We start from the raw sequence: 22365 nt of genomic DNA, 5'->3' as shown, positions 1-22365 counted from the left end.
ATCTTATGAAAGGAAGGTTTTTTTATGAATAAAAAAATATCGGAAAAAATAGTTCCAGCAATGTCAAAACTTGGACAAGTCAAAATATTGCAAGCGCTATCTGGCGGTATGATGTTGACATTGCCTTTAACTTTGGGAGCGGCTATCTTTTCTTTATTAGGTAGTTTTCCTATACCTAGAGTTGCTGAGTATTTTCAGAAAATCGGTTTAACAGAGCAATTAAATGCAATCTCTGGAGGAACAATGGGTGTATTAGCACTTTTCACTACAGTTGCTATTGCTTATAGCTATTCAAAATTGCTTGAAATAAAAGAAATTACAGCAGTTTTATTTTCTCTAGCCGCTTTTCTTATTTTATCTCCTCAACAAATAACGGTTGGAGATGAAAGTGTTGGAGGTTTTTTGTCTAGTAATCTCGGAAGTTCAGGGATATTTGTTTCTATGCTTATTGGTATTTTTATTCCGTGGACTTACTCAAAACTTGTAAAAAATAAAAAACTAGTCTTAAAAATGCCTGATACAGTACCACCAATGGTAACTATGTCGTTTGAACCAATCTTCATTGGAATCATATTATTATTTTTTGTTTTTATAGTAAGACTAGGATTTAGTTTCACAAGTTTCGGAACAATTTTTTCTTTTATCAATGAAAGTGTCGCCAAACCGCTTTTAGATATAGGCGCGTCTGTGCCTTCATTATTTTTAATTTATGTTCTAGCAAACATATTGTTTTTCTTCGGGATTCATCCAAATGCGATTATGTCTGTAATCACTCCAGTCGTTATGACCATGATGATGATGTCTATAGAACAATTTAATGCGGGCGAATCTGTTAAGTATTTCAACAATTTAGTAGTTTTTGATTTTATGAATAATGATGGAACTGGTAGCACTCTTAGCCTGATGATATGTATTCTATTTTTTGGGAAATCCAAGAGATATCGTTCCTTTGCAAAACTCGGGACTATCCCGAACATTTTTAATATCAATGAACCAGTAATATTTGGTTTTCCTATCATGTTGAATCCTATCATGTTTGTACCATTTGTTTTAAGCACGATTGTATCCGGTGGTATTGGCTTTATTGCTGTACAAATTGGATTTATTACTTCTTATAACCCAAATTTTTCTGCAGTTATTTTACCTTGGACAGTCCCTAAATTTATTGCAGCATTCTTTACAATGGGGTGGCAAGGAGTTGTTGTCAGAATTGTAATCATGATCGTTCTAGTAGCACTTTATTATCCATTCTTTAAATACTTAGATAAAGAAGAAGTGGCAAATGAGGAGAGATTAATAAGTGAATAATCAATTTTTTCCAAACGATTTTCTTTGGGGAGCCAGTACTTCAGCATTTCAGGTTGAGGGGGCAGCGTATGCAGAGGGAAAAGGCATTTCGGTTGCTGATTTGAGGACTAAAAAGAAAAATCATATACAGATGGATACGACAGTTACAGTAGATCATTACCATCATCTTGAAGAAGATGTTCAATTGATGGTAGAGCTTGGTCTCAAAGCTTATCGATTTTCAATTAGCTGGACAAGGATTTTTCCAAATGGAGATACAAAAGAAATCAATCCTAAAGGAGTAGAATTTTATCACCGATTAATTGATTTGTTAAACGCAAATGGAATAGAGCCAATCGTAACAATGTTTCATTTTGATTATCCTATGTCTTTAATTGAAAAGTTTGGTGGTTGGGAATCTAAGCAGTCAATTAATAGCTTTTTTGATTACGCAACCTTTCTATTGAAGGAATACGGTAGTAAAGTTACCTATTGGTTAACTATCAACGAACAGAATGTAATGGTAAATCAACCAGATATTATGGGAATTGAAGACACTGATTCTTCAGAGTTATATAAAAAGGCCCAGTATGCGAATATTAACATGTGTATCGCTCAAGCAAAAGTCTTTAGTTTAGTGGAACATAAGTATCCCAAATTAAAAGTTGGTCCTGCTGTTTCTTATATTACAGCCTTGCCTGAAAATGGTACCTCAGAAAATGTTTTATTAGCGAAAACGATTGAAGACATGTTTTCTTTCTCGCTAATGGATATCTCACTAAGGGGAAAAATTCCTCAACAATATTTGAATATGTTGGAAAATGCTGGAATCTCTCTTCCTATATCAAAAGAAGAAATGAAAATTTTATCTGAGGGAACTGCTAACTATCTTGCCGTTAATTGGTATTGTACGACGACTTTCAGACAAAAAGATGTTTTTGATCCTAAAAAAGCGCTGATGGAAAATGTTGAAGTATGTAAATCTAAATGGCTTGAGTATACTAACTGGGGTTGGTCATTTGACCCTGTTGGCATTCGTTATGCGTTACAGCAACTACACGACAGATATCCAGATATTCCAGTCTTGATTACAGAGTGTGGTTGGTCTGATACTGATGAGTTAGTCGATGGAAAAATTTATGATAATAAGAGAATTGCTTATTTAAATGATCATATTCATCAATTAGGGTTATCTATACGGGATGGTGTCAATTTGATTGGATTTTGTCCATGGTCTTTCATAGATTTACTTAGTGTTAATGATGGAATGGATAAAAGGTATGGGCTAGTTTATGTTGATCGAGATAATTTTAATGAAAGAAGCATGAAACGATATAAAAAAGAGAGCTTTTATTTTTATAAAAAAGTAATATCCAGCAACGGACATAATACGTTAAATGAATAAACTATAACTGAAAGTTGGGAGATATCAATTGAATATTCTAAGTCTAGATGTAGGTGGAACATTCATCAAATGGGGTGTAATGAATGAAAGCGTAGAAATACTCAAACAGGGGAAAGTAGTTACCCCTAGAACCTGTCTTGACGATTTTCTAAATTCAATCAAAAAAATAGTAGAATTGAATCAAGAGTTCTCGATTGTTGGATTATCTTTTAGCCTTCCTGGAACTATGGATAGTTCGACGGGTGATATTACACACGGAGGTTCTCTGCGTTATTTAGATGGAATTAATTTCTATGATCTTCTTCAGAACAGTTTTCCCATGAATATTCATGTTGCGAATGATGCGCGATGCGCAGCGCTCGCAGAGATGCAATTTGGAAATCTTGGAAATGTGAAAAATGGTCTGGCTTTTATTTTAGGTACAGGTGTAGGTGGAGCTATTATAATCAACGGTGAAATCTATTCAGGTTCTAATTTGTATGCAGGAGAATTTTCACTTATGGTTTCTTCGAATTTGGAAAATGGTAGAAGACAATTTTTAGGTGATGAATTAAGTGTTCCGTCATTAGTTGAAAAAGTGAAACAACAATTGAATTTAGAAAAATTAACAGGCGAATCAATGATGGAAATAGTGAAATCAGGAAATTCTGAAGCTAATAAAATTTATGGTGAGTATATTAATTGCGTAGTAAATAGTTTAATTTCATTACAGTTTATCTTTTCGCCAGAAAAAATTGTTCTTGGTGGGGGAATAAGTCAGGATGATTATTTTATAGAATCAATAATTCAAAACTATGCTATTTTTTTTAAAACCATTCCTTTGCCGAAAGGATTGAAGCATGCAGAGATAACTCGATGTAGATTTGCAAATGATGCCAATCTAATAGGTGCGTTCATTAATTATCAAACAAAAAAGTAAGATACTAAAAAATCTATAATCAATTTCAACCAGAAGACTGGATTAAGTACACGATTTGAATCACGATAAATACTTGTAAATAAAAATCTGATCAATCTTTTTTCATACGAACAAGTTTAGGTTATTCAAGTATTAAAACTATAATGGATTAATATGTCGGATAGCAACTAAGTCGAATCGATTTTCGGCATTTACAGACAAAAAACACCCGTATCCTCAATCAGGATGCGGGTGTTGTTGTCTGTAAGAAGTCTTACATTAATTTGTTGTAGAATTCAACGACTAATGATTCGTCGATTTCTGGGTTGATTTCATCACGTTCTGGTAAACGAGATAATGAACCTTCTAATTTTTCATCGTCGAAGCTAACAAAAGCTGGACGACCAACAGCTGATTCAACTGCTTCTTTTACTGTAACCATGTTTTTAGATTTTTCACGGATACCGATAACTTGGCCAACTTCAACTTCATAAGAAGCGATGTCAACACGTTTGCCATCGACAGTTACGTGACCGTGGTTTACTAATTGACGAGCTTGGCGACGAGTTGAAGCCAAACCTAAACGGTAAACAACGTTATCTAGACGACGTTCTAGTAAGATCATGAAGTTAACACCATGTTTACCTTCTTTGATTTTGCTAGCGCGTACGAATAAGTTACGGAATTGACGTTCGTTTAATCCGTAGATGAAACGTAATTTTTGTTTTTCTGACATTTGCAAGCCGTATTCAGATTTCTTTCCACGGCTGTTTGGTCCATGTTGACCTGGAGCGTATGGACGACGTGCTAATTCTTTACCTGTTCCTGATAATGAGATACCAAGACGACGAGATTGTTTCCATGATGGTCCTGTATAACGTGACATTAAAAATTCCTCCAATAAATTGTTTTGGAGTAAAATAATCCGTTGAAAAATTCATATCCGTGTAGTTCGTTCTTCAATCTTCACCTTCGCAGCCGCGGTTACACAATTGAACCAATACTGGCAACGAACTGGGGACGGGCTATTATTCTTCTGCTGCATTATTTTACACAAACGTCAGTATAACGGAAAAGAGCGGGCAGAGTCAAGTTCAAGTGTTGCTTTTTTGAAAAAAATGTGTTAATTGTTGGGTGCTGGCAAAAAACGATTGCTTTTTTCTAAGACAGCGAAAAGATTGAAACAGAATAGTGTAAGAAGCTTTTGCAAATTCTCTGAAACTTCTCTACAATGAAGGATGTCAGTACAACTTTGCCAGTTTTTCTTTACGCTTCAGCGTATTTAGAAGAATGGTGTGCGTACGAGAATCTTACGTTAGAAAAATTCGAACTTAGTTACGAGCTAGTTCGTAAAATAGTAGATAAACGCATTAGTTGAATGATATACGGCATTTGAATCGACCTAATTTTTTTATTTGAAAAAAATCTTACTTTAAAACGAATAAGGAGATTAAGGATGAACGCATTGATTTTTCCGTATCAACCCGAGATTGCGGAACCAATGGCTCGGTACATGAAGGATCTTTTTCCCTTTTGCGGAGTCAAAAAGCCGCAGCGAGCACTATTGGAACGGCCCTTTTTAAAAGAAAGCACCATGTTATCAATCGAAGAACTGATACAAGAGATTTTTCGCAACTATCGAATGAATGAACGAGAATATCAGTATTACGCGATTGATTTGGCACAAAAGAACATTCTGCGTTTTTCACTAGCGGATCTGGCGGCATTGCTTCCTTTATTAGGTGAAAAAACTTGGTGGGACAGTATTGATGCGTGGCGTAAGGTGTTTTCTACGTGGGTTTTAGCGCATCCAGCAGAGTTGGAGCAGGTGTATCGTTTTTTCTATCAGCATGAGAATTTTTGGTATCGGCGTGTAGCGATCAATTTACAGTTGATGTTTAAAGAAAGCACCGATACAGAATTGTTGGCGCAAGCGATCTTAGCGGATCTAACAACAGATGAATTTTTCATCCAAAAGGCGATCGGCTGGGCATTGCGTGACTATAGTAAGGTGAATCCTGATTGGGTAAGAGATTTTATACAGCAGCATTCATTCAGTAAGTTAGCCCTACGTGAGGGCAGCAAATACATAAAAATGGAGAGATAAATTTTGGAAAGAAAATTAATCGCACTAGACATTGATGGTACCTTGTTGAGCAGCCAAAGAAAACCTTTGGAAAGCACGATGAAGGCGTTGAAGGCATTGCGTGAGGCTGGACATTTAGTGACTATTGCGACGGGACGGTCCCGCTTGTTGGCTGGCGATGTGATTCATCAGTTAGGCTGTACGAATTACATTATTTGCAATGGTTCTGCAGGATTTTTAGATCATGAGCAGGTGTATAAGCATACGCTGGATCGTGAAGCGTTGACTCGTATGATTGATTTTGCCACGGAACGAGAGATCGACATTATGCTCTTCGGATTAGATTCTTTCGGGCGGGTAACTGATTTTGACAAGGAAAAGGTTCGCAATGCGATGTCTTCTTTTGGACAACAGGCGCCAGAGTATGAACCAGATTATTTCTCTCAACATGAAGTATACCAAGGCTGTGCCTTTTATGATCAGTCAATGGATGAGGAGTTTGAAGCGGCTTTCCCAGAATTTCGTTTGGTTCGCTGGCACGAGAATAGTGTTGATATCATTCCTAATCCTGGTTCTAAGGCACAAACGATTTTAGCTTTAGCGAAAAAAGTCGGGATCAAACCAGAAAATATCGTGACCTTTGGTGATGGCAACAACGACATTGAAATGCTGAATTTGGCGGGAACGGGTGTGGCAATGGGAAATGCTGCCAATCATGTTAAGGATGCCGCCAATCTCGTGACGGACACCAATGATCAAGATGGAATTTATAAAGCACTACGCCAATTAGAATTGGTGCATTAATAATAAACTTAAACTGCTAGAGGCTATGACAATTACTTTTGTCGTAGCCTCTTTTTTTAGAAGACAAACGCTTCACAAAAACACACAGTAGGAATTCATTTCTTTATTATTTAACAGGTCATTGCATAAATAAGCAGCAGAAGAGGAACGACTTCATTGCTTGAAAAGCTAGAAAGTAAAAATCACAAATTAAATAGTTATAAATATTATTAGCTCTTTTTTTAACATTTCTTCTATTAATTTTATTTGTTTTTTTAATATTATTAGATGTGTTGTTAATTTCTTTAATCATGTTGACGAAAAGGGTTAATTCCGTTTATCATATATGTAATACGCGTTTTTTTATTAATCAAAAATGAAACATATGGGAGGAAAAAGCATGAAAAAAATTAGGGGATTTAGTGGGTTGATTTTATTGAGTAGTCTATTAGTAACATTGACTGCCTGCTCCGGCGGTGGCGACACAAAAAAAGCGAATGAGAAGGAAAATACAGCCCAAACATCAAAAGTTGAAATGAGCATTGAAGGAGGCAGCTACATCATACCTGATGGGAAAAAGGTTGATGATGAGACAGGCTTCCTAGCACTGGATATTAAAGTCAAAAATAAGTCAAAAGAGAAATTGGATGTTTCTTCTAACGATTTCGCTTTGTACGATGAAGATGGGAAGAAGGTTTCTTCAGAGCACGTTTATGATTCCAATGATAACTTTAAAGTTATGAGTAATGAGAGCCTATCTGAGGATAAGAGCTTTACTGAGCCATTGGTATTTGAAGTCAAAAAAGATGCAAAATATGATCTACATTATGAAGCTATGTACTATTCTGAAGACGAGAAGGATGAAAGCATCGAGCTGAAGCTTGATACAAAAAAATACAATGACGACACCAAGGCGGTACAAGCGCTGGTAAGTCAATATATAACGAAAGTCTTTTATAATTCTGACGAAGTGAAAGAAGAAGATAAGAAGGCGGCAGGGAAACTTGAGTTAGCCAATGATCTAGAAGCGGAAAGCAAAACCTTTAAAGAAGACAGCGTCAATAGCTTGAAGGAAGATTTTACAAACTATGATCCTTCAACAGCAGAGTTGGAAAAGGTTATAACTCAACTTCAACAGACCAATGCTGAAAAGGGCAAGGTAACTTACAGCTTTAAAGAATTCTTCCCAGAATCAGCAGTCATCTACGTACGTCCAGAAATGGTCTTTTTGGATGATGTTGATACCGAATCAATCATAGACAAATTCGTAGAAGAGAATGAAGGTAAATACACTGATTATACTAGTGTGCGTCGAGATGCAGAAAAATATTTATTGCAGGAATTGCCTGGAAAGATCAATGAAGCACCAATCAACACCGATGAAAATATGAATGGTGAAGGTTATCAGGTGAAGTTAGAGAAAAAAGACGGTAAGTGGGAGATCAATTCCGCAAATGAAAGTCGAAATTATCATTTCAAATCAATGAAAGAGGCCTTCAGAGGCGGGCTTAATGACTAAAAAGACTGGAATGCTGGCAACGATCGTATTAGTCATCGTGATCCTATTCAGCTTTGTCAGCTATTCTAGATATAAAAATAGTGTAGATGCTACGGTGGATCGTTTAGCGACTGCACTGATTGAAAATGATGAGACGTTAATCAAGCGGTACATGCCTAGCTACTCAAATAAGAAAAAAATCAGCAAAGACGCACAAGTTCTTTTTCAACAGCAGGTAAAAAAGCTGAAAAAAAAGCAGATCACTAAGCTTTTAAAAAAGGATGAATATTTTTCGATTGAAGAGGGAGCTTCCTTTTTAAAGCCAGCTAAAATCTATCCAAATGCACGATTTCTTATTGTAGAATTGCCTAAAGGTACCGATCTTCGAACCACGATCCAAGCACAGGAGGTTTCTGGAGATTTCGTTGAGGACTGGAATAAATATACTTATGGTCCTTTTTTACCAGGAACATACAACGTAACCTATGAAATGGCGCATCCGAAATTTGGCTCAAAAAAGGTTCAAGAGCAGGTTGATCTCAAAGCAGAGGATCAGCGGCTGACAGTGAAAGAGAATAGCCTGTATGAGAACAATCAAGGGTTCCAAAAGCATCTACTAGCATCAGTCGTCAATTATTTTGATTCCTTCAATCAAGGAATTCGCGATGGTTTGAATGTTTCGCAGCTAATCGCTTCTAAATCACATAAGGAAAAGCTGCAATTGAGTTTTGCAGAACTAAAGCCTTACTTGAAAAGCTTTGACCAGCAATTTCAGTCAATCAAGCTCAATTGCGATTCAATTTCGGTGAATACAGGACAAACAAAAGCTCAATTCGATGTCTATATCGATCTCAAGCGTTCGATGCAATTAGTCGAGGAAGTTGGGATTGATGAGGCATTGACGACGGATGCACAAAACGCAATCGCGAGCCTTGTTTATGATGAGGAACAGAAAAAATGGCTAGTCGATGATTTGGATTTCAGTACCTACCAACAGGACCCTAAGAATTGGGAGCATGTTCAAAGCTATCGTGCAAAAAGCGAGCAGAAGGCACATTGGGATAAAGACGATACGGTTGAGGTTGTTTAATAATGAAAAACTGCGAGTGCGTTGCTGCTCGTAGTTTTTTTATTTTTAAATTGCTTACAGCAAGTCGAATGGAATCTTTTATTTTCAAGCAAAAACAACTATAATAAGACAAGATGCTTAACTAGAGAAGGGGAAAAAAAGTGCGCTTACTATTCATTGGGGATGTTGTTGGTTCATTAGGTCGGCAGATGTTGAGTGACTATTTACCGCGTTTAAAGAAAAAATACCATCCACAGTTGACGATCGTTAACGGTGAAAATGCGGCGGCAGGCCGTGGCATTACAGAAAAAATCTATAAGAAATTTTTGCAAGATGGGGTCGATGTAGTTACCATGGGGAACCATACGTGGGATAATAAAGCGATTTTTGACTTTATCGCTGACGCGAAAAAAATGATCCGACCAGCAAATTTTCCAGAAGGCGTACCAGGTAAAGGCCATTTATATGTGAAGGTGAATGAGTTGGAGCTGGCGATCATCAACTTGCAGGCGCGTTCATTTATGACCGATTTGGATGATCCTTTCCGCATTGCTGATCAGCTGATTACGGAGGCGCAAAAACGTACACCGTATATCTTTGTAGATTTTCATGGCGAAACCACCAGCGAAAAGCAAGCGATGGGTTGGTTTGCGGACGGACGCGTTTCAGCTGTAGTTGGAACCCATACCCATGTCCAAACCAATGATGGCCGTATTTTACCAAAAGGGACGGCATATCTGACCGACGTCGGGATGACCGGTCCATATGATGGCATTTTAGGCATGAAAAAGGAACCGATCATTGAAAAGTTTTTAACGGCATTGCCGCAACGGTTTGAAGTGATTGAAGAAGGGCGCACCGTATTGTCCGCTTGTGTGATTGATATTGACAAAAATGGTCATGGACAAAAAATCGAAACGATCTTAATCAATGAAGATCGTCCATTTAGAGAATAGAAGCAGAGGGATAAAATGAATTTAACAAATGAAGCCGCCGTCGAAGCGGCTTTATCTCATTTAACAGCATTATTAGGTGAAAATGAAGTGATCACTCGTTTCCAGCAGCTTCAAAAGCGAGTAGCGGAAAACGACACGCTTCAGCAATTGGAAGAAGGCATCAAAGCTGCACAAAAAGACGCGGTTCAGTTTGCTCATTATGGCAAACCAGAAGCCGAACGGGAAGCAATGAAAGAAGCGGATCGTCTGACTAAGGAGTTTGATCAGCATCCGTTAGTAATCGCCTATCGTGAACAACTTTATGAAGCCAATGATCTGCTTCAGCATCTGACCACAATGATCCAAAAAGAAGTCAATGCAGCCTTAGAAGCAGATGAAGTTACAGGGGAGGGAGCGCAATAATGCCTCAAAAAACGAAGAACACACCAATGATGGAACAATATTTGGCGATCAAGGACCAATATAAAGACGCCTTTTTATTTTACCGATTAGGGGATTTTTATGAACTCTTCAACGAAGACGCGATCAAGGTTTCGCAGTTGTTAGAGCTGACCTTGACCAGTAGAAATCGGAATGCAGACGACCCGATCCCCATGTGCGGCGTACCGCATCATTCTGCTCAGGGCTATATCGACACCTTAGTCGAACAGGGCTACAAGGTTGCTATTTGTGAACAAATGGAAGACCCGAAGCAGGTAAAGGGCATGGTCAAACGGGAAGTTGTCCAATTGATCACACCAGGAACACTGATGGAAGGCAAAGGTATCGAAGCCAAAGCCAATAATTTTCTGACTGCTGTTACCCAAGTCAAAGACAAGTTCGGTTTTGCTTACGTTGATCTTTCAACCGGTGAATTAAAAACAGCGCTACTGCATGATGAAGAAGCCGTAATGAATGAAGCGACGGCTTTACAAACAAAAGAAATTGTTTTAGGCAGTGAAATCCCTGAAGGTTTGCAGAAAAATCTTGCGGAACGACTTGGCTTGGTCTTTTCAAGGCAGGAAACGATCGAGGACAATGCGGAATTCAGCTTTCTGACCGCCGATATCACAGATGAATTAGAAAAAGAAGCGACTGGCAAACTACTGACGTATTTATCTGTCACACAAAAACGCAGCTTAGGCCATATCCAAAAAGCAGAAGAATACCAGCCGGAGCATTTCTTGAAGCTGGACTATTTCTCAAAAACCAACTTGGAATTGACTCGTTCGATTCGAACAGGCAAAAAGCAGGGCACTCTTTTGTGGCTGTTGGATGAAACAAAAACCGCGATGGGCGGTCGATTATTGAAGCAATGGATTGATCGTCCATTGATCCAAAAGCGTCAGATCAACGCACGTCAAGCGATGGTTTCTTCCTTATTGAATGCTTATTTTGAACGGATGGATCTGAATGAATCCCTCACAAAGGTTTACGATCTGGAACGTTTAGCTGGTCGAGTGGCCTTTGGCAATGTCAATGGCCGTGATCTGATCCAATTGAAAACTTCTTTGATGCAGGTACCCCAGATCCGTCAGTTATTGACTGGCATCAACCAAGGCGAGTGGAATGATTTATTGGTGGATATGGAACCAATGGATGATTTAGTGGATTTGATTGAAAAAGCGATCAAGGACGAAGCGCCGCTGCAAATTACTGAAGGCAATGTCATTAAGGATGGCTACAACGAGCAGTTGGATCAGTACCGTGAGGCTATGACCAACGGGAAAACGTGGTTGGCAGAATTAGAAGCACGTGAACGTGAAGCTACTGGAATTAAAACACTAAAAGTCGGCTACAATCGCGTATTTGGTTATTACATTGAAATTACGAAATCCAATCTTGCTAACTTAGAAGAGGGCAAATATGAACGGAAACAGACTTTAACCAATGCGGAACGCTTTATTACGCCAGAATTGAAGAAATTAGAGACCTTGATTTTGGAAGCCGAAGAAAAATCTGTTGCGCTAGAATATAACCTCTTCCTAGAAGTTCGCAATGAAGTTAAAAAGGCCATTACCCGCTTGCAGAAACTTGCAAAAAGCTTGAGTGCGACAGATGTCTTGCAAAGCTTTGCGACTGTCAGTGAACGTTATCAGTATGTACAGCCGACGATGGAGGTTGGGACACATAACCTGCAAATCAAAGAAGGTCGCCATCCGGTCGTGGAAAAGGTTCTGGGACATCAGGAATATATTCCAAATAGTGTTCACATGAGTCCTGATGAGATGCTCCTGCTGATTACTGGACCGAATATGTCCGGTAAAAGCACCTACATGCGTCAGCTTGCTTTGACAGTAATTATGGCGCAAATGGGCTGTTTTGTTCCAGCGGAAAGTGCCGAACTGCCGATTTTCGATCAAATCTTTACCCGCATCGGTGCCAGCGATGACTTAATCGCCGGCCAATCGACATTTATGGTGGAAATGATGGAGGCCAATCAGGCACTGCGTCACGCGACACCAAACAGCTTGATTTTATTCGATGAATTAGGACGGGGAACAGCGACGTATGATGGGATGGCGTTAGCACAAGCGATTATTGAATATATCCATAAAAATGTGAAGGCCAAAACGCTATTTTCAACCCACTATCATGAGTTGACGGTGTTAGAAGAAAGCCTGCCTCAATTAAAAAATGTTCACGTTGGCGCGGTCGAGCAAAACGGCGAAGTCGTCTTCCTGCACAAGCTGATGGATGGACCCGCAGATAAAAGCTACGGGATTCATGTCGCGAAAATCGCTGGGATGCCCACCGATCTGCTTTCTCGCGCAGCGACGATTCTATCCGCTTTAGAATCTGATGCGCCTGTGCAAAAAAATGCGGAGATTGTTGAAGAAACCGAGCAGCTTTCGTTATTTAGCGAGGTGTCAACTGCTGAACTTGGTGTAGTCGACAGTATCAAGAAAGCCAATCTACTTGAAATGAACCCGATGGAAGCATTAAACTTCCTATACGAGTTACAAAAACGGATTTAAACAAGGGGGAATTCGATGGGAAAGATCCAAGAATTATCCGAACGCTTAGCCAATCAGATCGCCGCAGGAGAAGTCGTCGAACGTCCTGCCTCAGTCGTCAAAGAACTGGTTGAAAACGCAATCGATGCAAAAGCAACACAGATCGATATTTTGATCGAAGAAGCAGGCTTGAAAAAGATCCAGATCGTAGACAATGGCGAAGGCATCAATCAAGACGATGTTGAGAATGCCTTTAAACGTCATGCCACAAGTAAAATCCATAACCGCGATGATTTATTTCGCATTCGGACATTGGGGTTCCGCGGGGAAGCATTGCCGTCGATCGCCTCTGTGTCTGAGATGACTTTGGAGACTTCGACTGCTGATGAAACACAAGGGTCGTACCTTTTCTTAAAAGGCGGAAAAATTGAAGAACATCGTCCAGCTTCCTTACGGACAGGAACAAAAATCACCGTAGAAAACCTGTTTTTCAATACGCCTGCGCGTTTAAAATATGTGAAGTCGCTGCAAACGGAACTGTCGAATATTGGAGATATCGTCAATCGAATGGCCTTGAGCCATCCTAATATCGCCTTTCGTCTCGTCCATGACGGTCACAAGATGCTGAGCACCAGTGGTACAGGAGATTTAAAACAAACTCTGGCTGGTATCTATGGAGTAGCCACGGCGAAAAAAATGCTGAAGGTCGAAGCGAAAGATTTGGATTTCACGTTGAATGGCTACGTGTCGTTACCAGAAGTGACGCGTGCAAGTCGCAATTATTTATCGGTAATCATCAATGGTCGCTATATCAAAAACTATGCACTGAACAAAGCGATCATTAATGGTTATCAGTCAAAATTGATGGTGGGACGATATCCAATTGCGGTGCTTGAGATTACGATGGACCCGCTGTTAGTCGATGTAAATGTGCATCCAACCAAACAGGAAGTTCGTTTATCCAAAGAAAAAGAATTGATGGAGCTAATCAGCCGCGGAATTGCTGAAAGTCTGCGCCAGATCAATTTGATTCCTGATGTCGGTGAAAATCCCAGCTTCAAACGCAAGGTCGAAAAAATCCACACGGAACAAATGGACTTGCCATTAGAGGAGCAGCCGAAGAAAAAGAGTGATTTGAACTATGATCCTAAAACGGGAATTTTTTACGTCGAACCGAAACAATCAGAATCAGTTGAAACCCCGGTACCGCTAAAGGAAGAAATCGTTGAAAAAACGATGGCTGTTCCACTTGAAACCGAACAAGAGAAAACGGCGATCGTGGAAGAAACCCCGGAACCGCTGATTGAAGAAGAGGTCCCGACAGAAGAGCAAGTATATGAGGAAGCGGCTAATACCGACCATCCTGAATTTGATCTAAGTACCCAATCTGGTGAAAAAGTGATTGAACAGGCGATAACAAAGCTGGAGAACGAGCATCCCAAAGAACGATTCCCGATGCTGGAATATTTCGGTCAAATGCATGGTACCTATTTGTTTGCCCAAAGTAAAGACGGCTTATATATCATTGACCAGCACGCGGCGCAAGAGCGGATCAAATACGAATATTTCCGCGAAAAAATCGGCGACGTTTCTGATGATCTGCAGGAGTTGCTGGTGCCATTTGTTTTGGATTATCCCAACAACGATGCCATCAAGCTAAAAGAACAAACGGAGCTATTGCAGGAAGTCGGCATTTATTTAGAAGAGTTTGGCCCTAACAGCTTCATCGTGCGAGCGCATCCGACGTGGTATCCAGCCGGACAAGAGGAAAGCATCATTCGTGAAATGATCGATATGCTTTTAGTTACTGGTTCTGTCAGTGTCAAAAAATTCCGTGAAGCGACCGCCATCATGATGAGCTGCAAACGCTCGATCAAAGCCAACCATCACTTGAACGAAGCACAAGCGCGGGTCTTGTTGACGGATTTGGCTCAATGCGAGAATCCTTTCAACTGCCCCCATGGTCGTCCAGTATTGATTCATTTTAGCAACAGCGATATGGAGCATATGTTCAAACGAATTCAAGACCCACACTAGTCTAAAGAGGAGCAGATTTATGACCGTTATTTTAGCTTCGCAATCACCAAGAAGACAAGAATTACTCCACTGGCTGATGGCTGATTTCACCGTTCAACCGGCCGATATTGATGAAGAAGTCAAAGATCAGTACGCACCAAAGAATTATGTGATGGAGATGGCGCGGCAAAAAGCGGCAGTGGTCGCCGCTGAGCACCCAGAAGCATTAGTAATCGCCAGTGATACGGTGGTCGTACTGGGTGAACAAATCCTCGGCAAACCTAAGAGTCGAGAAGAAGCATTTGGTATGCTGGAAAGTATGAGCGGCGGCAACCATTTAGTCTATACCTCCGTGGTAATTCGTCAAGGAGACCAACTGGAGGAAAAACTAACTTCCGCTACTGTGACCTTTTATCCTTTGACCACTGGAGAAATTAATCGCTATCTCGATAGTGATGACTACAAAGACAAAGCTGGTGCATACGGTATCCAAAATGGTGCTGGCATCTTCGTTGAAAAGATCGAAGGCGACTATTACAGCATCGTCGGTTTTCCCGTTGGTGCGGTGAATCAGATGTTGAAGAAGTTTAGCTATTAGATAGAATGTAGGAGAACACCGGATTACGATCCGGTGTTCTTTACCTTTTCGCAGTAAAAGCACGCACTATGAGCATATTCTTCGTATCTTTTTCTCATCGGGTGTATGCTCAGCGTGTTCTAAGTAATCATGAAAGCGGGGAAGAACCATGGAGCAGGAAGAATTGAAAAAGAAACTTTCACCCATCGAATATGCAGTGACGCAGGAAAACGCGACAGAGCGTCCATTTTCTGGAAAATATGATGATTTCTATCAAAAAGGCATTTATGTTGATGTCGTCAGCGGTGAGCCCTTATTTTCTTCTACTGACAAATACGACGCCGGATGTGGTTGGCCAGCTTTTAGTCGTCCGATCGAAAAGCGTGGAGTGGCTGAAAAGGCAGACTTTTCTCATGGCATGCATCGAGTAGAGGTCCGCAGTAAAGAAGCCGATTCCCATCTAGGACACGTGTTTAACGATGGTCCGCAAGATCAAGGCGGTTTGCGTTATTGCATCAACTCCGCAGCATTGCGCTTTATTCCAGTCGAAGAGATGGAAGAAGCAGGCTACGGTCAATATAAGGAACTTGTTAAATAAAATGTGCCGAGAAATCGGCGCATTTTTTTGTATTTCTTCTTTTAGTGATTTTTTTAGTTTTTTCCTTTTCCATATTCAGTTGCAAATGATGTCCGCTTTTCAGAAAATGCATGTAATTTCAACAAAATTTGGAGAAAATAGCTATCTTTTTTCGCTATACTGGAACTATCCTGTTTTTAGAAAAGGCGATATTTGTGAAACTATTTAAAGAATTAAGTCTGTTATTTCTCTATTCTATTATTGGCGAAGGTCTGCGGATGTTTCTTCATTTACCAGTTCCGGGAAGTATCATCGGTATTATGCTCCTCTTTCTTTCCTTCCAAACCAAATTATTAAAGCCATCGGCAATTGAGGATACAGCAAACTTTCTGTTAAACCATTTGACGATTTTATTTGTACCAGCTGGTGTCGGTTTGATGCAATATTACGGAGCCATTAAATACACGTGGCCGATCCTGTTAGGCGCAGTTGTTTTGTGCTCTCTTGTCTCACTTGTAGCTGTCGGGAAAACAGCGGAATTTGTTGAAAGAATCAGCATGAAGAGCAAGGAAGAAAAGGCGCGACTGGTTGAAAAAGTTGGGAAACTGCGAGGTGAAGCGGATGATTTCAGCGCTGGCGAGTAACCCGCTTTTTGGATTAGCACTTACTTTGCTTATCTATCTAGCGATGGAAAAATTGTTGAGTAAGGTGAACATCCCTTTCATCAATCCTTTGATCGCAAGTGTGGTCATTATCATTATTTTGTTGAAATTCAGCGGAATCAGCTATCAGGAGTACAACATAGGCGGCAATTTATTTACCATGATGATTACACCGGCGACAGTGGCGTTAGCTTTGCCCCTTTACCAAAATTTCGATAAGCTTAAGAAATATTTTTTGCCGGTGATTTTAGGAACACTGGTGGGTGTGGTACTTAACTGTTTATTAAGTGTTGGAATCGGTCGCTTATTTTCATTGAAACAAGGGATTGTCGTTTCGTTATTGCCAAAATCAGTGACCACAGCGATCTCAGTTGATCTGTCTAGCCAGATGGGCGGCATTTCGCCAGTGACCTTAGCAATCGTTGTTTCGACGGGGATTTTCGGGGCTTTAGTTGGAACAAAGGTTTTTCAACTTTTCAATATTCAAAGTCCCGTGGCAAAAGGCATCGCTTTAGGCAGTACCTCTCACGCGATTGGTACCGGTCGAGCGATCGAGATTGGTGAACTAGAGGGCATTCTTGCTGGTTTATGTATTTGTGTCAATGGGTTAGTAACGGTGGCGCTGCTGCCGATTTTATTTCGTCTATTCGAAGGTCTTTAGTACCAGCTCCTTGCGCTCTTTTGCTAAAATGTAGCGTGAAGGAGTTTTTTTATGTATATCAAAGCGCTGGAATTACAACATTACGAAAAGGATGTATATCTTAGCGTCCGATTATTGGAAGTGATGGATGATGATCAGCTGTATAAGAAAAGTGAATTAGCTGAGATGCTTAAATTGGATGTTCGCAGTGTGCAGCGTCTGCTGACGGAACTGAGTAAACAGTATCACCGATTCACCGAAACAGAATTGCCACTATTTGAAAAAAAGGGAAACAGTTATCGTCTGTTGATTGCTGCTCAGACGATGGAAGAAAATCAATTTTTGGTCGATTTAATTCGTCATTCGTTAGCCTATCGCCTGCTTAATCTGTTAATTATCGAAAATATTCGAACAATCAAGGAGCTAAGTGATAAATTATACCGCAGCGAGTCTACGATCCGACGTAAATTAAAGGAACTAAGTAAAGAATTGTTGCCGTTGCAATTAACCATTCAACGAGGAGAGGTACTTTTCCAAGCACCGGAATCGGTTGTACGAATGTATCTATCGGTTTATTATTGGCGCTTGTTTCGTGGTAAAAATTGGCCCTTCACATTACTGCAGCATGAACCAATCAGAAAAATCAGTCGAGAGATCCAGCAATTTTTTCGAGTCGAGTTGAATCCTATTAAAGCACAGCGTTTGGAATATTTGGTAGCGGCTCACTTGCTGCGAGAGGTTCAGCAGCACGCATTAGAAAAGACTTCGAGCACTCAAAGCGTCTTAAATGATGACCCGCTCTTTAATGATTTTGCTCGCCAACTAAGACCCATTATGCCTATTTACTTTCGAAAGCAAGCCTCACTAGGAAATCTTTTTTTACATTTATTAACACGAGAGGAGTACTATCGTGTACCCACTATCGCAGAGAAAATCCATAGCTTATTGGCTAGACCGCCATTTTTGGTGTTTGAGGAAGTAGCAGCGATGGATCAGCTCTTGGAAAAGAAAATCAATGACCACGCGACTTGGAAAAAATTTCAAGCGTTACATGCGGAGAATTATTTGATCAGCGGGCATTTGTACCATCATTTATTTCCTATGATTCGCTTTAATATCAATGGAAAAGCTTTTTGGACGATGGTTACACGTCAACAGCCAAAGCTTGCAGCGTTTGTTTCTGAGCTTTTAGCGGATCAGGGTGGCAGTGAATCCATTTTATTCGGACGTTATCTATCGGTCTTGCGACGTTTACCGGAATTAACGATGCAGCCTGTGTTGAGGATTTTTCTCCAGACTGATCTGCCGGAATTTGAAGAAACGCTTTTGAAGGAAGATTTACACCAGTTTTTAGCAAATGATTTCCAAGTTGTATTTGCAAAAACATTGACTGACAGTGATGTTTGCCTAACGACCAGCCTGATTTATGAGGATGATGAGGTGCCAACTTTAACGATCACACAGGAATTGCATATGGCAGATTATTTTGCTCTATTAAGGTTATTACAAGGATTCGGCGGTAAGAGTTTTTAACCGCTGATTTTTGTGCTAGAATAATGAGAACATATGTGCAGTTTATCGGTAGCCTGCCGATACGAAAAAATAATGGAAACGAGCGGCAGTTTTTTGTCGAAAAGCAGTTTTCTTAACCAAAGAAAGGAACAATTATGTACGAGTATATTACGGGTCGTTTGACCTTCATCAGTCCCAGCTATGTGGTGTTGGATGTGAATGGGATCGGCTATCAAATCGCGATAGGCAATCCTTACCGCTACAGCAGCAAAATGGAGCAGTCCGTCACGATCTATGTGCAGCAGATCATTCGCGAGGATGCTCATTTATTATACGGTTTTGAAACGTTGGCCGAAAAAGAGCTGTTTTTACGTTTGTTGTCCGTTTCGGGAATTGGACCAAAAAGCGGATTGGCGATTATGGCAAATGAGGACCATCAGGGATTGATTCAAGCGATCGAAGCCGGTGATGTGACCTATTTAACGAAATTCCCAGGTGTCGGCAAGAAGACCGCACAGCAAATGGTCTTGGATCTCAAAGGTAAATTAACCGAATTAGTTGAAGATCCAATGTCGCTATTTTATGAAGGCAACGACGATACAGCACTTGCTGAAGCGATGGAAGCTTTGCAGGCGTTAGGCTACAGTCCGAAGGAAATCAAGAAGGTTGAAAAAGTACTGGAAAAAGAAAGTCTACAAAATACCGACGATTATTTACGGGCAGCATTGAAGTTAATGATGAAGAAGTAGTACCACTTCCGTCTCGTGGCTTTTGCACGATTAGTGGAATGGTATGCAAAAATCAACTTTATTACTGAGTTAGCTCTTAAATAAAGTATGATGCTTGTAGTATGTAATAAAGAAAATTGGAGGAAAAGTGATGGATGAAGAACGTTTACTCTCGCCTGATGCGGATGAGAGTGATAAAAGTTTAGAAAAATCGTTGCGTCCTCGTTATCTCGCACAATATATCGGACAAGATAAGGTCAAACAAGAGCTATCAATCTACATCGAAGCGGCTAAAAACCGTCAGGAAGCCTTAGATCATGTCTTGCTTTATGGACCTCCCGGTTTAGGGAAAACAACGATGGCGATGGTGATCGCCAATGAGATGGATGTGCAGATTCGCTCTACCAGCGGACCAGCGATCGAACGACCGGGTGATTTAGTTGCGATTTTGAATGAGTTGGAGCCTGGGGATGTCTTATTTATCGATGAGATTCACCGTTTGCCGCGGGTTGCCGAAGAAACACTGTATTCAGCGATGGAGGATTATTATGTGGATATCATGGTGGGGCAAGGTCCAACCGCTCATCCCGTACATTTTCCTTTGCCGCCTTTTACTTTAGTTGGCGCGACGACACGTGCAGGGATGTTGTCGGCGCCACTACGAGATCGATTTGGGATTATTTCTCATATGGAGTATTACGAAGAGGATGATTTGCGAGAAATCGTTCTGCGGTCAGCCGATATTTTTCAAACGGAGATTGTGGAAGAAGGAGCGATTGAGATCGCTCGTCGCTCACGGGGAACCCCGCGGATCGCCAATCGTTTGCTGAAACGGATTCGTGATTTTGCCCAGGTTCAATCAGATGGCGTAATTAATCGCACTGTTGCAGATCAGGCGTTAGGATTACTACAGGTGGATGAAGCAGGGTTAGATTATGTCGATCAGAAATTACTGAAGACGATGATCGAGCTTTATCATGGGGGACCGATCGGCTTAAGCACATTAGCAGTCAACATCGGTGAAGAACGTGAGACTGTAGAAGATATGTATGAACCCTATTTGATCCAGAAGGGGTTTATCAAACGGACACAACGGGGGCGCATGGCGACACCGTTAGCGTATGAACATTTCAATTATCCTTATCAAACATAGAAGGTGAAAAAATGGCGGAAGGAAAAGCAACCAAGGAAGCATTTGTCCAAGCCCTAGTTACTGCATGCCAAGAAAAAAATTATGATAAAATCACTGTTCAAGATATCAGTCAAAAGGCTAATCTGAACCGCCAAACATTTTATTATCATTTTAAAGACAAGGACGATCTGCTCCATTACGCGTATTATCAACGAGGACTGCAATATTTAATTTCTGAGGAGCTAGCATTGACGAATTGGGAAGAATCCGTTCTTAAAATGTTAAAAAAGATGCAGCTTTGTCATCAATTTTATTTGAATACCGTAAAGGCAAAGCCAGAAGTATTAACAAAAGAGTTCAATGAGCTGGCGCAGCGTCTATTTGTTCGTCTGTTCGATGAGGTTGATCGGGAAGGGGAGCTTTCCCCGACAGACAAAGAATTTTATGCTCGCTTTTTAGCCCACGGCTGTGGCGGTATTTTGACTGATTGGTTGTTAGCAGGGGCGAATCAGCCGCCGATTACTATTGCGGCACAGTTGTTTCGCTTTGCAAAGGATATCGAATTTTTTGCCTATCGCTTGTATGAAAAAGACTGGAATGAGCGTTAAGCTCAGTCCAGTCCATTGACGATGTGTTTGATTGATTCGTGTTTTTCGATAGCGATGGCATTGTTTGCCACGATCTCAGCCATCTGATCCCGAGCTTCTACGCTGGCGTTGCCAATGTGAGGCGTCAAGATGACATTGGACAATTTTTCCAAACCTTTAGTGACCTGTGGCTCGAACTCGTAGACATCCAAAGCTGCCCCGGCAATTTGATGATTTTTCAAGGCTTGAAGCAAGGCTGCTTCATCAATTAATGGACCGCGTGCTGCATTGATCAGGAAGGCAGTGTCTTTCATTTGCTCAAATGCTTCATTTGTCAGCAGATGATGGGTCTCTTCTGTTAACGGTGCATGCAGAGTCAAAACATCAGCCTGCTGAATTACCTCGGCTTGAGAAGCATAGGTTGCCTGCAATTTTTTCTCCAGCTCAGGAGTCAATGGTCGGCGCTGAGTATAGAGGATTTTCATCCCAAATGCGTTCATCATACGGGCTAAGGCTTGTCCGATTTGTCCCATGCCGATGATTCCTAATGTTTTATTCTTTAATTCATGGCCTAAGAAAAAGAGCGGTGCCCAGCCATCGAAGCCTTGATCGTGCATCAAGCGATCTCCTTCGACGATTCGACGAGATAAGCTGATAATCAAACCAGCTGTTAATTCTGCGGTTGCGTTGGTGGAGACCACGGGTGTATTTGTTACATAGATTTTTTTCTCCTTCGCATAGGCACTGTCGATATTGTTAAAGCCGGCCCCAAAATTGGCAATCAATTTCAATTCAGGTGCAGCATCAATGACTTCGCGATCCACCTGTGTTGATAGGGGACAAATCAATACTTCACAGTCAGAAATATTTTTGATAAGTTCCTTTTTTGAAATTAATCCGACGCCTTCATAGACTTGATAATCAAGTCCGGCTTTTTTTAATAAGTTTGTGCCAAGCTCTGGCAGTTTGGCGGAAAGATAAATTTTACTCATTTACAATCCCTCATTTCATTTCGA

General features: G+C 40.6%; 21 protein-coding genes. 19 read left to right on the top strand and 2 right to left on the bottom strand.

Going from position 1 to position 22365, the window contains the following annotated elements:
* The first annotated feature begins 24 nt into the window (after positions 1 to 24).
* The 3 genes from OMU_RS19670 to OMU_RS19660 are packed head-to-tail and all read left to right on the top strand — an operon-like array spanning position 25 to position 3611.
* A complete protein-coding gene (locus tag OMU_RS19670) occupies positions 25 to 1308 on the top strand; it encodes a PTS sugar transporter subunit IIC (RefSeq protein ID WP_016181611.1) in 1284 nt (427 codons plus the stop codon).
* Entirely contained in the window at positions 1301 to 2692 is a 1392-nt protein-coding gene (locus tag OMU_RS19665) for a glycoside hydrolase family 1 protein (RefSeq protein WP_016181610.1), read from the top strand. The genes OMU_RS19670 and OMU_RS19665 overlap by 8 nt, the downstream gene beginning before the upstream one ends.
* A gap of 28 nt (positions 2693 to 2720) precedes the next feature.
* Positions 2721 to 3611, top strand: a complete 891-nt coding sequence (locus OMU_RS19660) for an ROK family protein (RefSeq protein WP_016181609.1) — start codon at positions 2721 to 2723, stop codon at positions 3609 to 3611.
* A 253-nt stretch (positions 3612 to 3864) separates the two neighbouring features.
* Here the strand turns inward: OMU_RS19660 and rpsD are convergent, their stop codons facing one another.
* Positions 3865 to 4476 carry a 30S ribosomal protein S4 gene (gene rpsD / locus OMU_RS19655; RefSeq protein WP_016181608.1) on the bottom strand — a complete coding sequence of 204 codons (612 nt, stop codon included), beginning with the start codon at positions 4474 to 4476 and terminating at the stop codon, positions 3865 to 3867.
* A gap of 570 nt (positions 4477 to 5046) precedes the next feature.
* Here rpsD and OMU_RS19650 point away from each other — a divergent pair.
* The 16 genes from OMU_RS19650 (at position 5047) to OMU_RS19570 (ending at position 21370) form a co-directional block, all read left to right on the top strand.
* Positions 5047 to 5697, top strand: a complete 651-nt coding sequence (locus OMU_RS19650; RefSeq protein WP_016181607.1) for a DNA alkylation repair protein — start codon at positions 5047 to 5049, stop codon at positions 5695 to 5697.
* Positions 5698 to 5700: 3 nt separating this feature from the next.
* Complete coding sequence (locus OMU_RS19645; protein ID WP_016181606.1) at positions 5701 to 6480, top strand: Cof-type HAD-IIB family hydrolase; 780 nt, start codon at positions 5701 to 5703, stop codon at positions 6478 to 6480.
* A gap of 379 nt (positions 6481 to 6859) precedes the next feature.
* Positions 6860 to 7978: a DUF4352 domain-containing protein gene (locus tag OMU_RS19640; protein WP_016181605.1), complete on the top strand. Its 1119-nt coding sequence runs from the start codon at positions 6860 to 6862 to the stop codon at positions 7976 to 7978.
* The gene (locus tag OMU_RS19635; protein WP_016181604.1) at positions 7971 to 9047 is read left to right on the top strand and encodes a zinc ribbon domain-containing protein; all 1077 of its coding nucleotides are present in this window, start codon (positions 7971 to 7973) and stop codon (positions 9045 to 9047) included. Before OMU_RS19640 ends, OMU_RS19635 begins: the two co-directional genes overlap by 8 nt.
* Positions 9048 to 9187: 140 nt before the next feature.
* Entirely contained in the window at positions 9188 to 9982 is a 795-nt protein-coding gene (locus OMU_RS19630; protein WP_016181603.1) for a TIGR00282 family metallophosphoesterase, read from the top strand.
* Positions 9983 to 9997: 15 nt separating this feature from the next.
* Positions 9998 to 10384 (top strand): YlbF family regulator, encoded by a 387-nt coding sequence (locus OMU_RS19625; protein ID WP_016181602.1) that lies wholly within the window; start codon positions 9998 to 10000, stop codon positions 10382 to 10384.
* Complete coding sequence (gene mutS / locus OMU_RS19620) at positions 10384 to 12939, top strand: DNA mismatch repair protein MutS (RefSeq protein WP_016181601.1); 2556 nt, start codon at positions 10384 to 10386, stop codon at positions 12937 to 12939. The genes OMU_RS19625 and mutS overlap by 1 nt, the downstream gene beginning before the upstream one ends.
* A 15-nt stretch (positions 12940 to 12954) precedes the next feature.
* Positions 12955 to 14955, top strand: a complete 2001-nt coding sequence (gene mutL, locus OMU_RS19615; protein WP_016181600.1) for a DNA mismatch repair endonuclease MutL — start codon at positions 12955 to 12957, stop codon at positions 14953 to 14955.
* Between the two features lie 19 nt (positions 14956 to 14974).
* On the top strand, positions 14975 to 15532 hold the full coding sequence (locus OMU_RS19610) for a Maf family protein (protein WP_016181599.1): 558 nt from the start codon (positions 14975 to 14977) through the stop codon (positions 15530 to 15532).
* 148 nt (positions 15533 to 15680) lie between these two features.
* Positions 15681 to 16109 carry a peptide-methionine (R)-S-oxide reductase MsrB gene (gene msrB, locus OMU_RS19605; protein ID WP_016181598.1) on the top strand — a complete coding sequence of 143 codons (429 nt, stop codon included), beginning with the start codon at positions 15681 to 15683 and terminating at the stop codon, positions 16107 to 16109.
* 194 nt (positions 16110 to 16303) lie between these two features.
* Complete coding sequence (locus OMU_RS19595; protein ID WP_016181597.1) at positions 16304 to 16732, top strand: CidA/LrgA family protein; 429 nt, start codon at positions 16304 to 16306, stop codon at positions 16730 to 16732.
* Entirely contained in the window at positions 16713 to 17411 is a 699-nt protein-coding gene (locus OMU_RS19590; RefSeq protein ID WP_370447997.1) for an LrgB family protein, read from the top strand. Before OMU_RS19595 ends, OMU_RS19590 begins: the two co-directional genes overlap by 20 nt.
* 51 nt (positions 17412 to 17462) lie before the next feature.
* The gene (locus OMU_RS19585; protein ID WP_016181595.1) at positions 17463 to 18923 is read left to right on the top strand and encodes a helix-turn-helix domain-containing protein; all 1461 of its coding nucleotides are present in this window, start codon (positions 17463 to 17465) and stop codon (positions 18921 to 18923) included.
* A gap of 134 nt (positions 18924 to 19057) precedes the next feature.
* Positions 19058 to 19651, top strand: a complete 594-nt coding sequence (ruvA, locus tag OMU_RS19580; protein WP_016181594.1) for a Holliday junction branch migration protein RuvA — start codon at positions 19058 to 19060, stop codon at positions 19649 to 19651.
* Positions 19652 to 19781: 130 nt separating this feature from the next.
* The gene (ruvB, locus tag OMU_RS19575; RefSeq protein WP_016181593.1) at positions 19782 to 20783 is read left to right on the top strand and encodes a Holliday junction branch migration DNA helicase RuvB; all 1002 of its coding nucleotides are present in this window, start codon (positions 19782 to 19784) and stop codon (positions 20781 to 20783) included.
* Positions 20784 to 20794: 11 nt separating this feature from the next.
* Positions 20795 to 21370 (top strand): TetR/AcrR family transcriptional regulator C-terminal domain-containing protein, encoded by a 576-nt coding sequence (locus OMU_RS19570; protein ID WP_016181592.1) that lies wholly within the window; start codon positions 20795 to 20797, stop codon positions 21368 to 21370.
* A 2-nt stretch (positions 21371 to 21372) separates the two neighbouring features.
* On the opposite strand, the gene OMU_RS19565 is transcribed toward OMU_RS19570, so the two are convergent.
* On the bottom strand, positions 21373 to 22341 hold the full coding sequence (locus OMU_RS19565; RefSeq protein WP_016181591.1) for a 2-hydroxyacid dehydrogenase family protein: 969 nt from the start codon (positions 22339 to 22341) through the stop codon (positions 21373 to 21375).
* Positions 22342 to 22365 lie beyond the last annotated feature (24 nt).

The sequence above is a fragment of the Enterococcus avium ATCC 14025 genome, assembly GCF_000406965.1.
Taxonomy (GTDB): Bacteria; Bacillota; Bacilli; order Lactobacillales; family Enterococcaceae; genus Enterococcus_A; species Enterococcus_A avium.
This window is presented reverse-complemented; position numbering and strand designations above follow the sequence as displayed.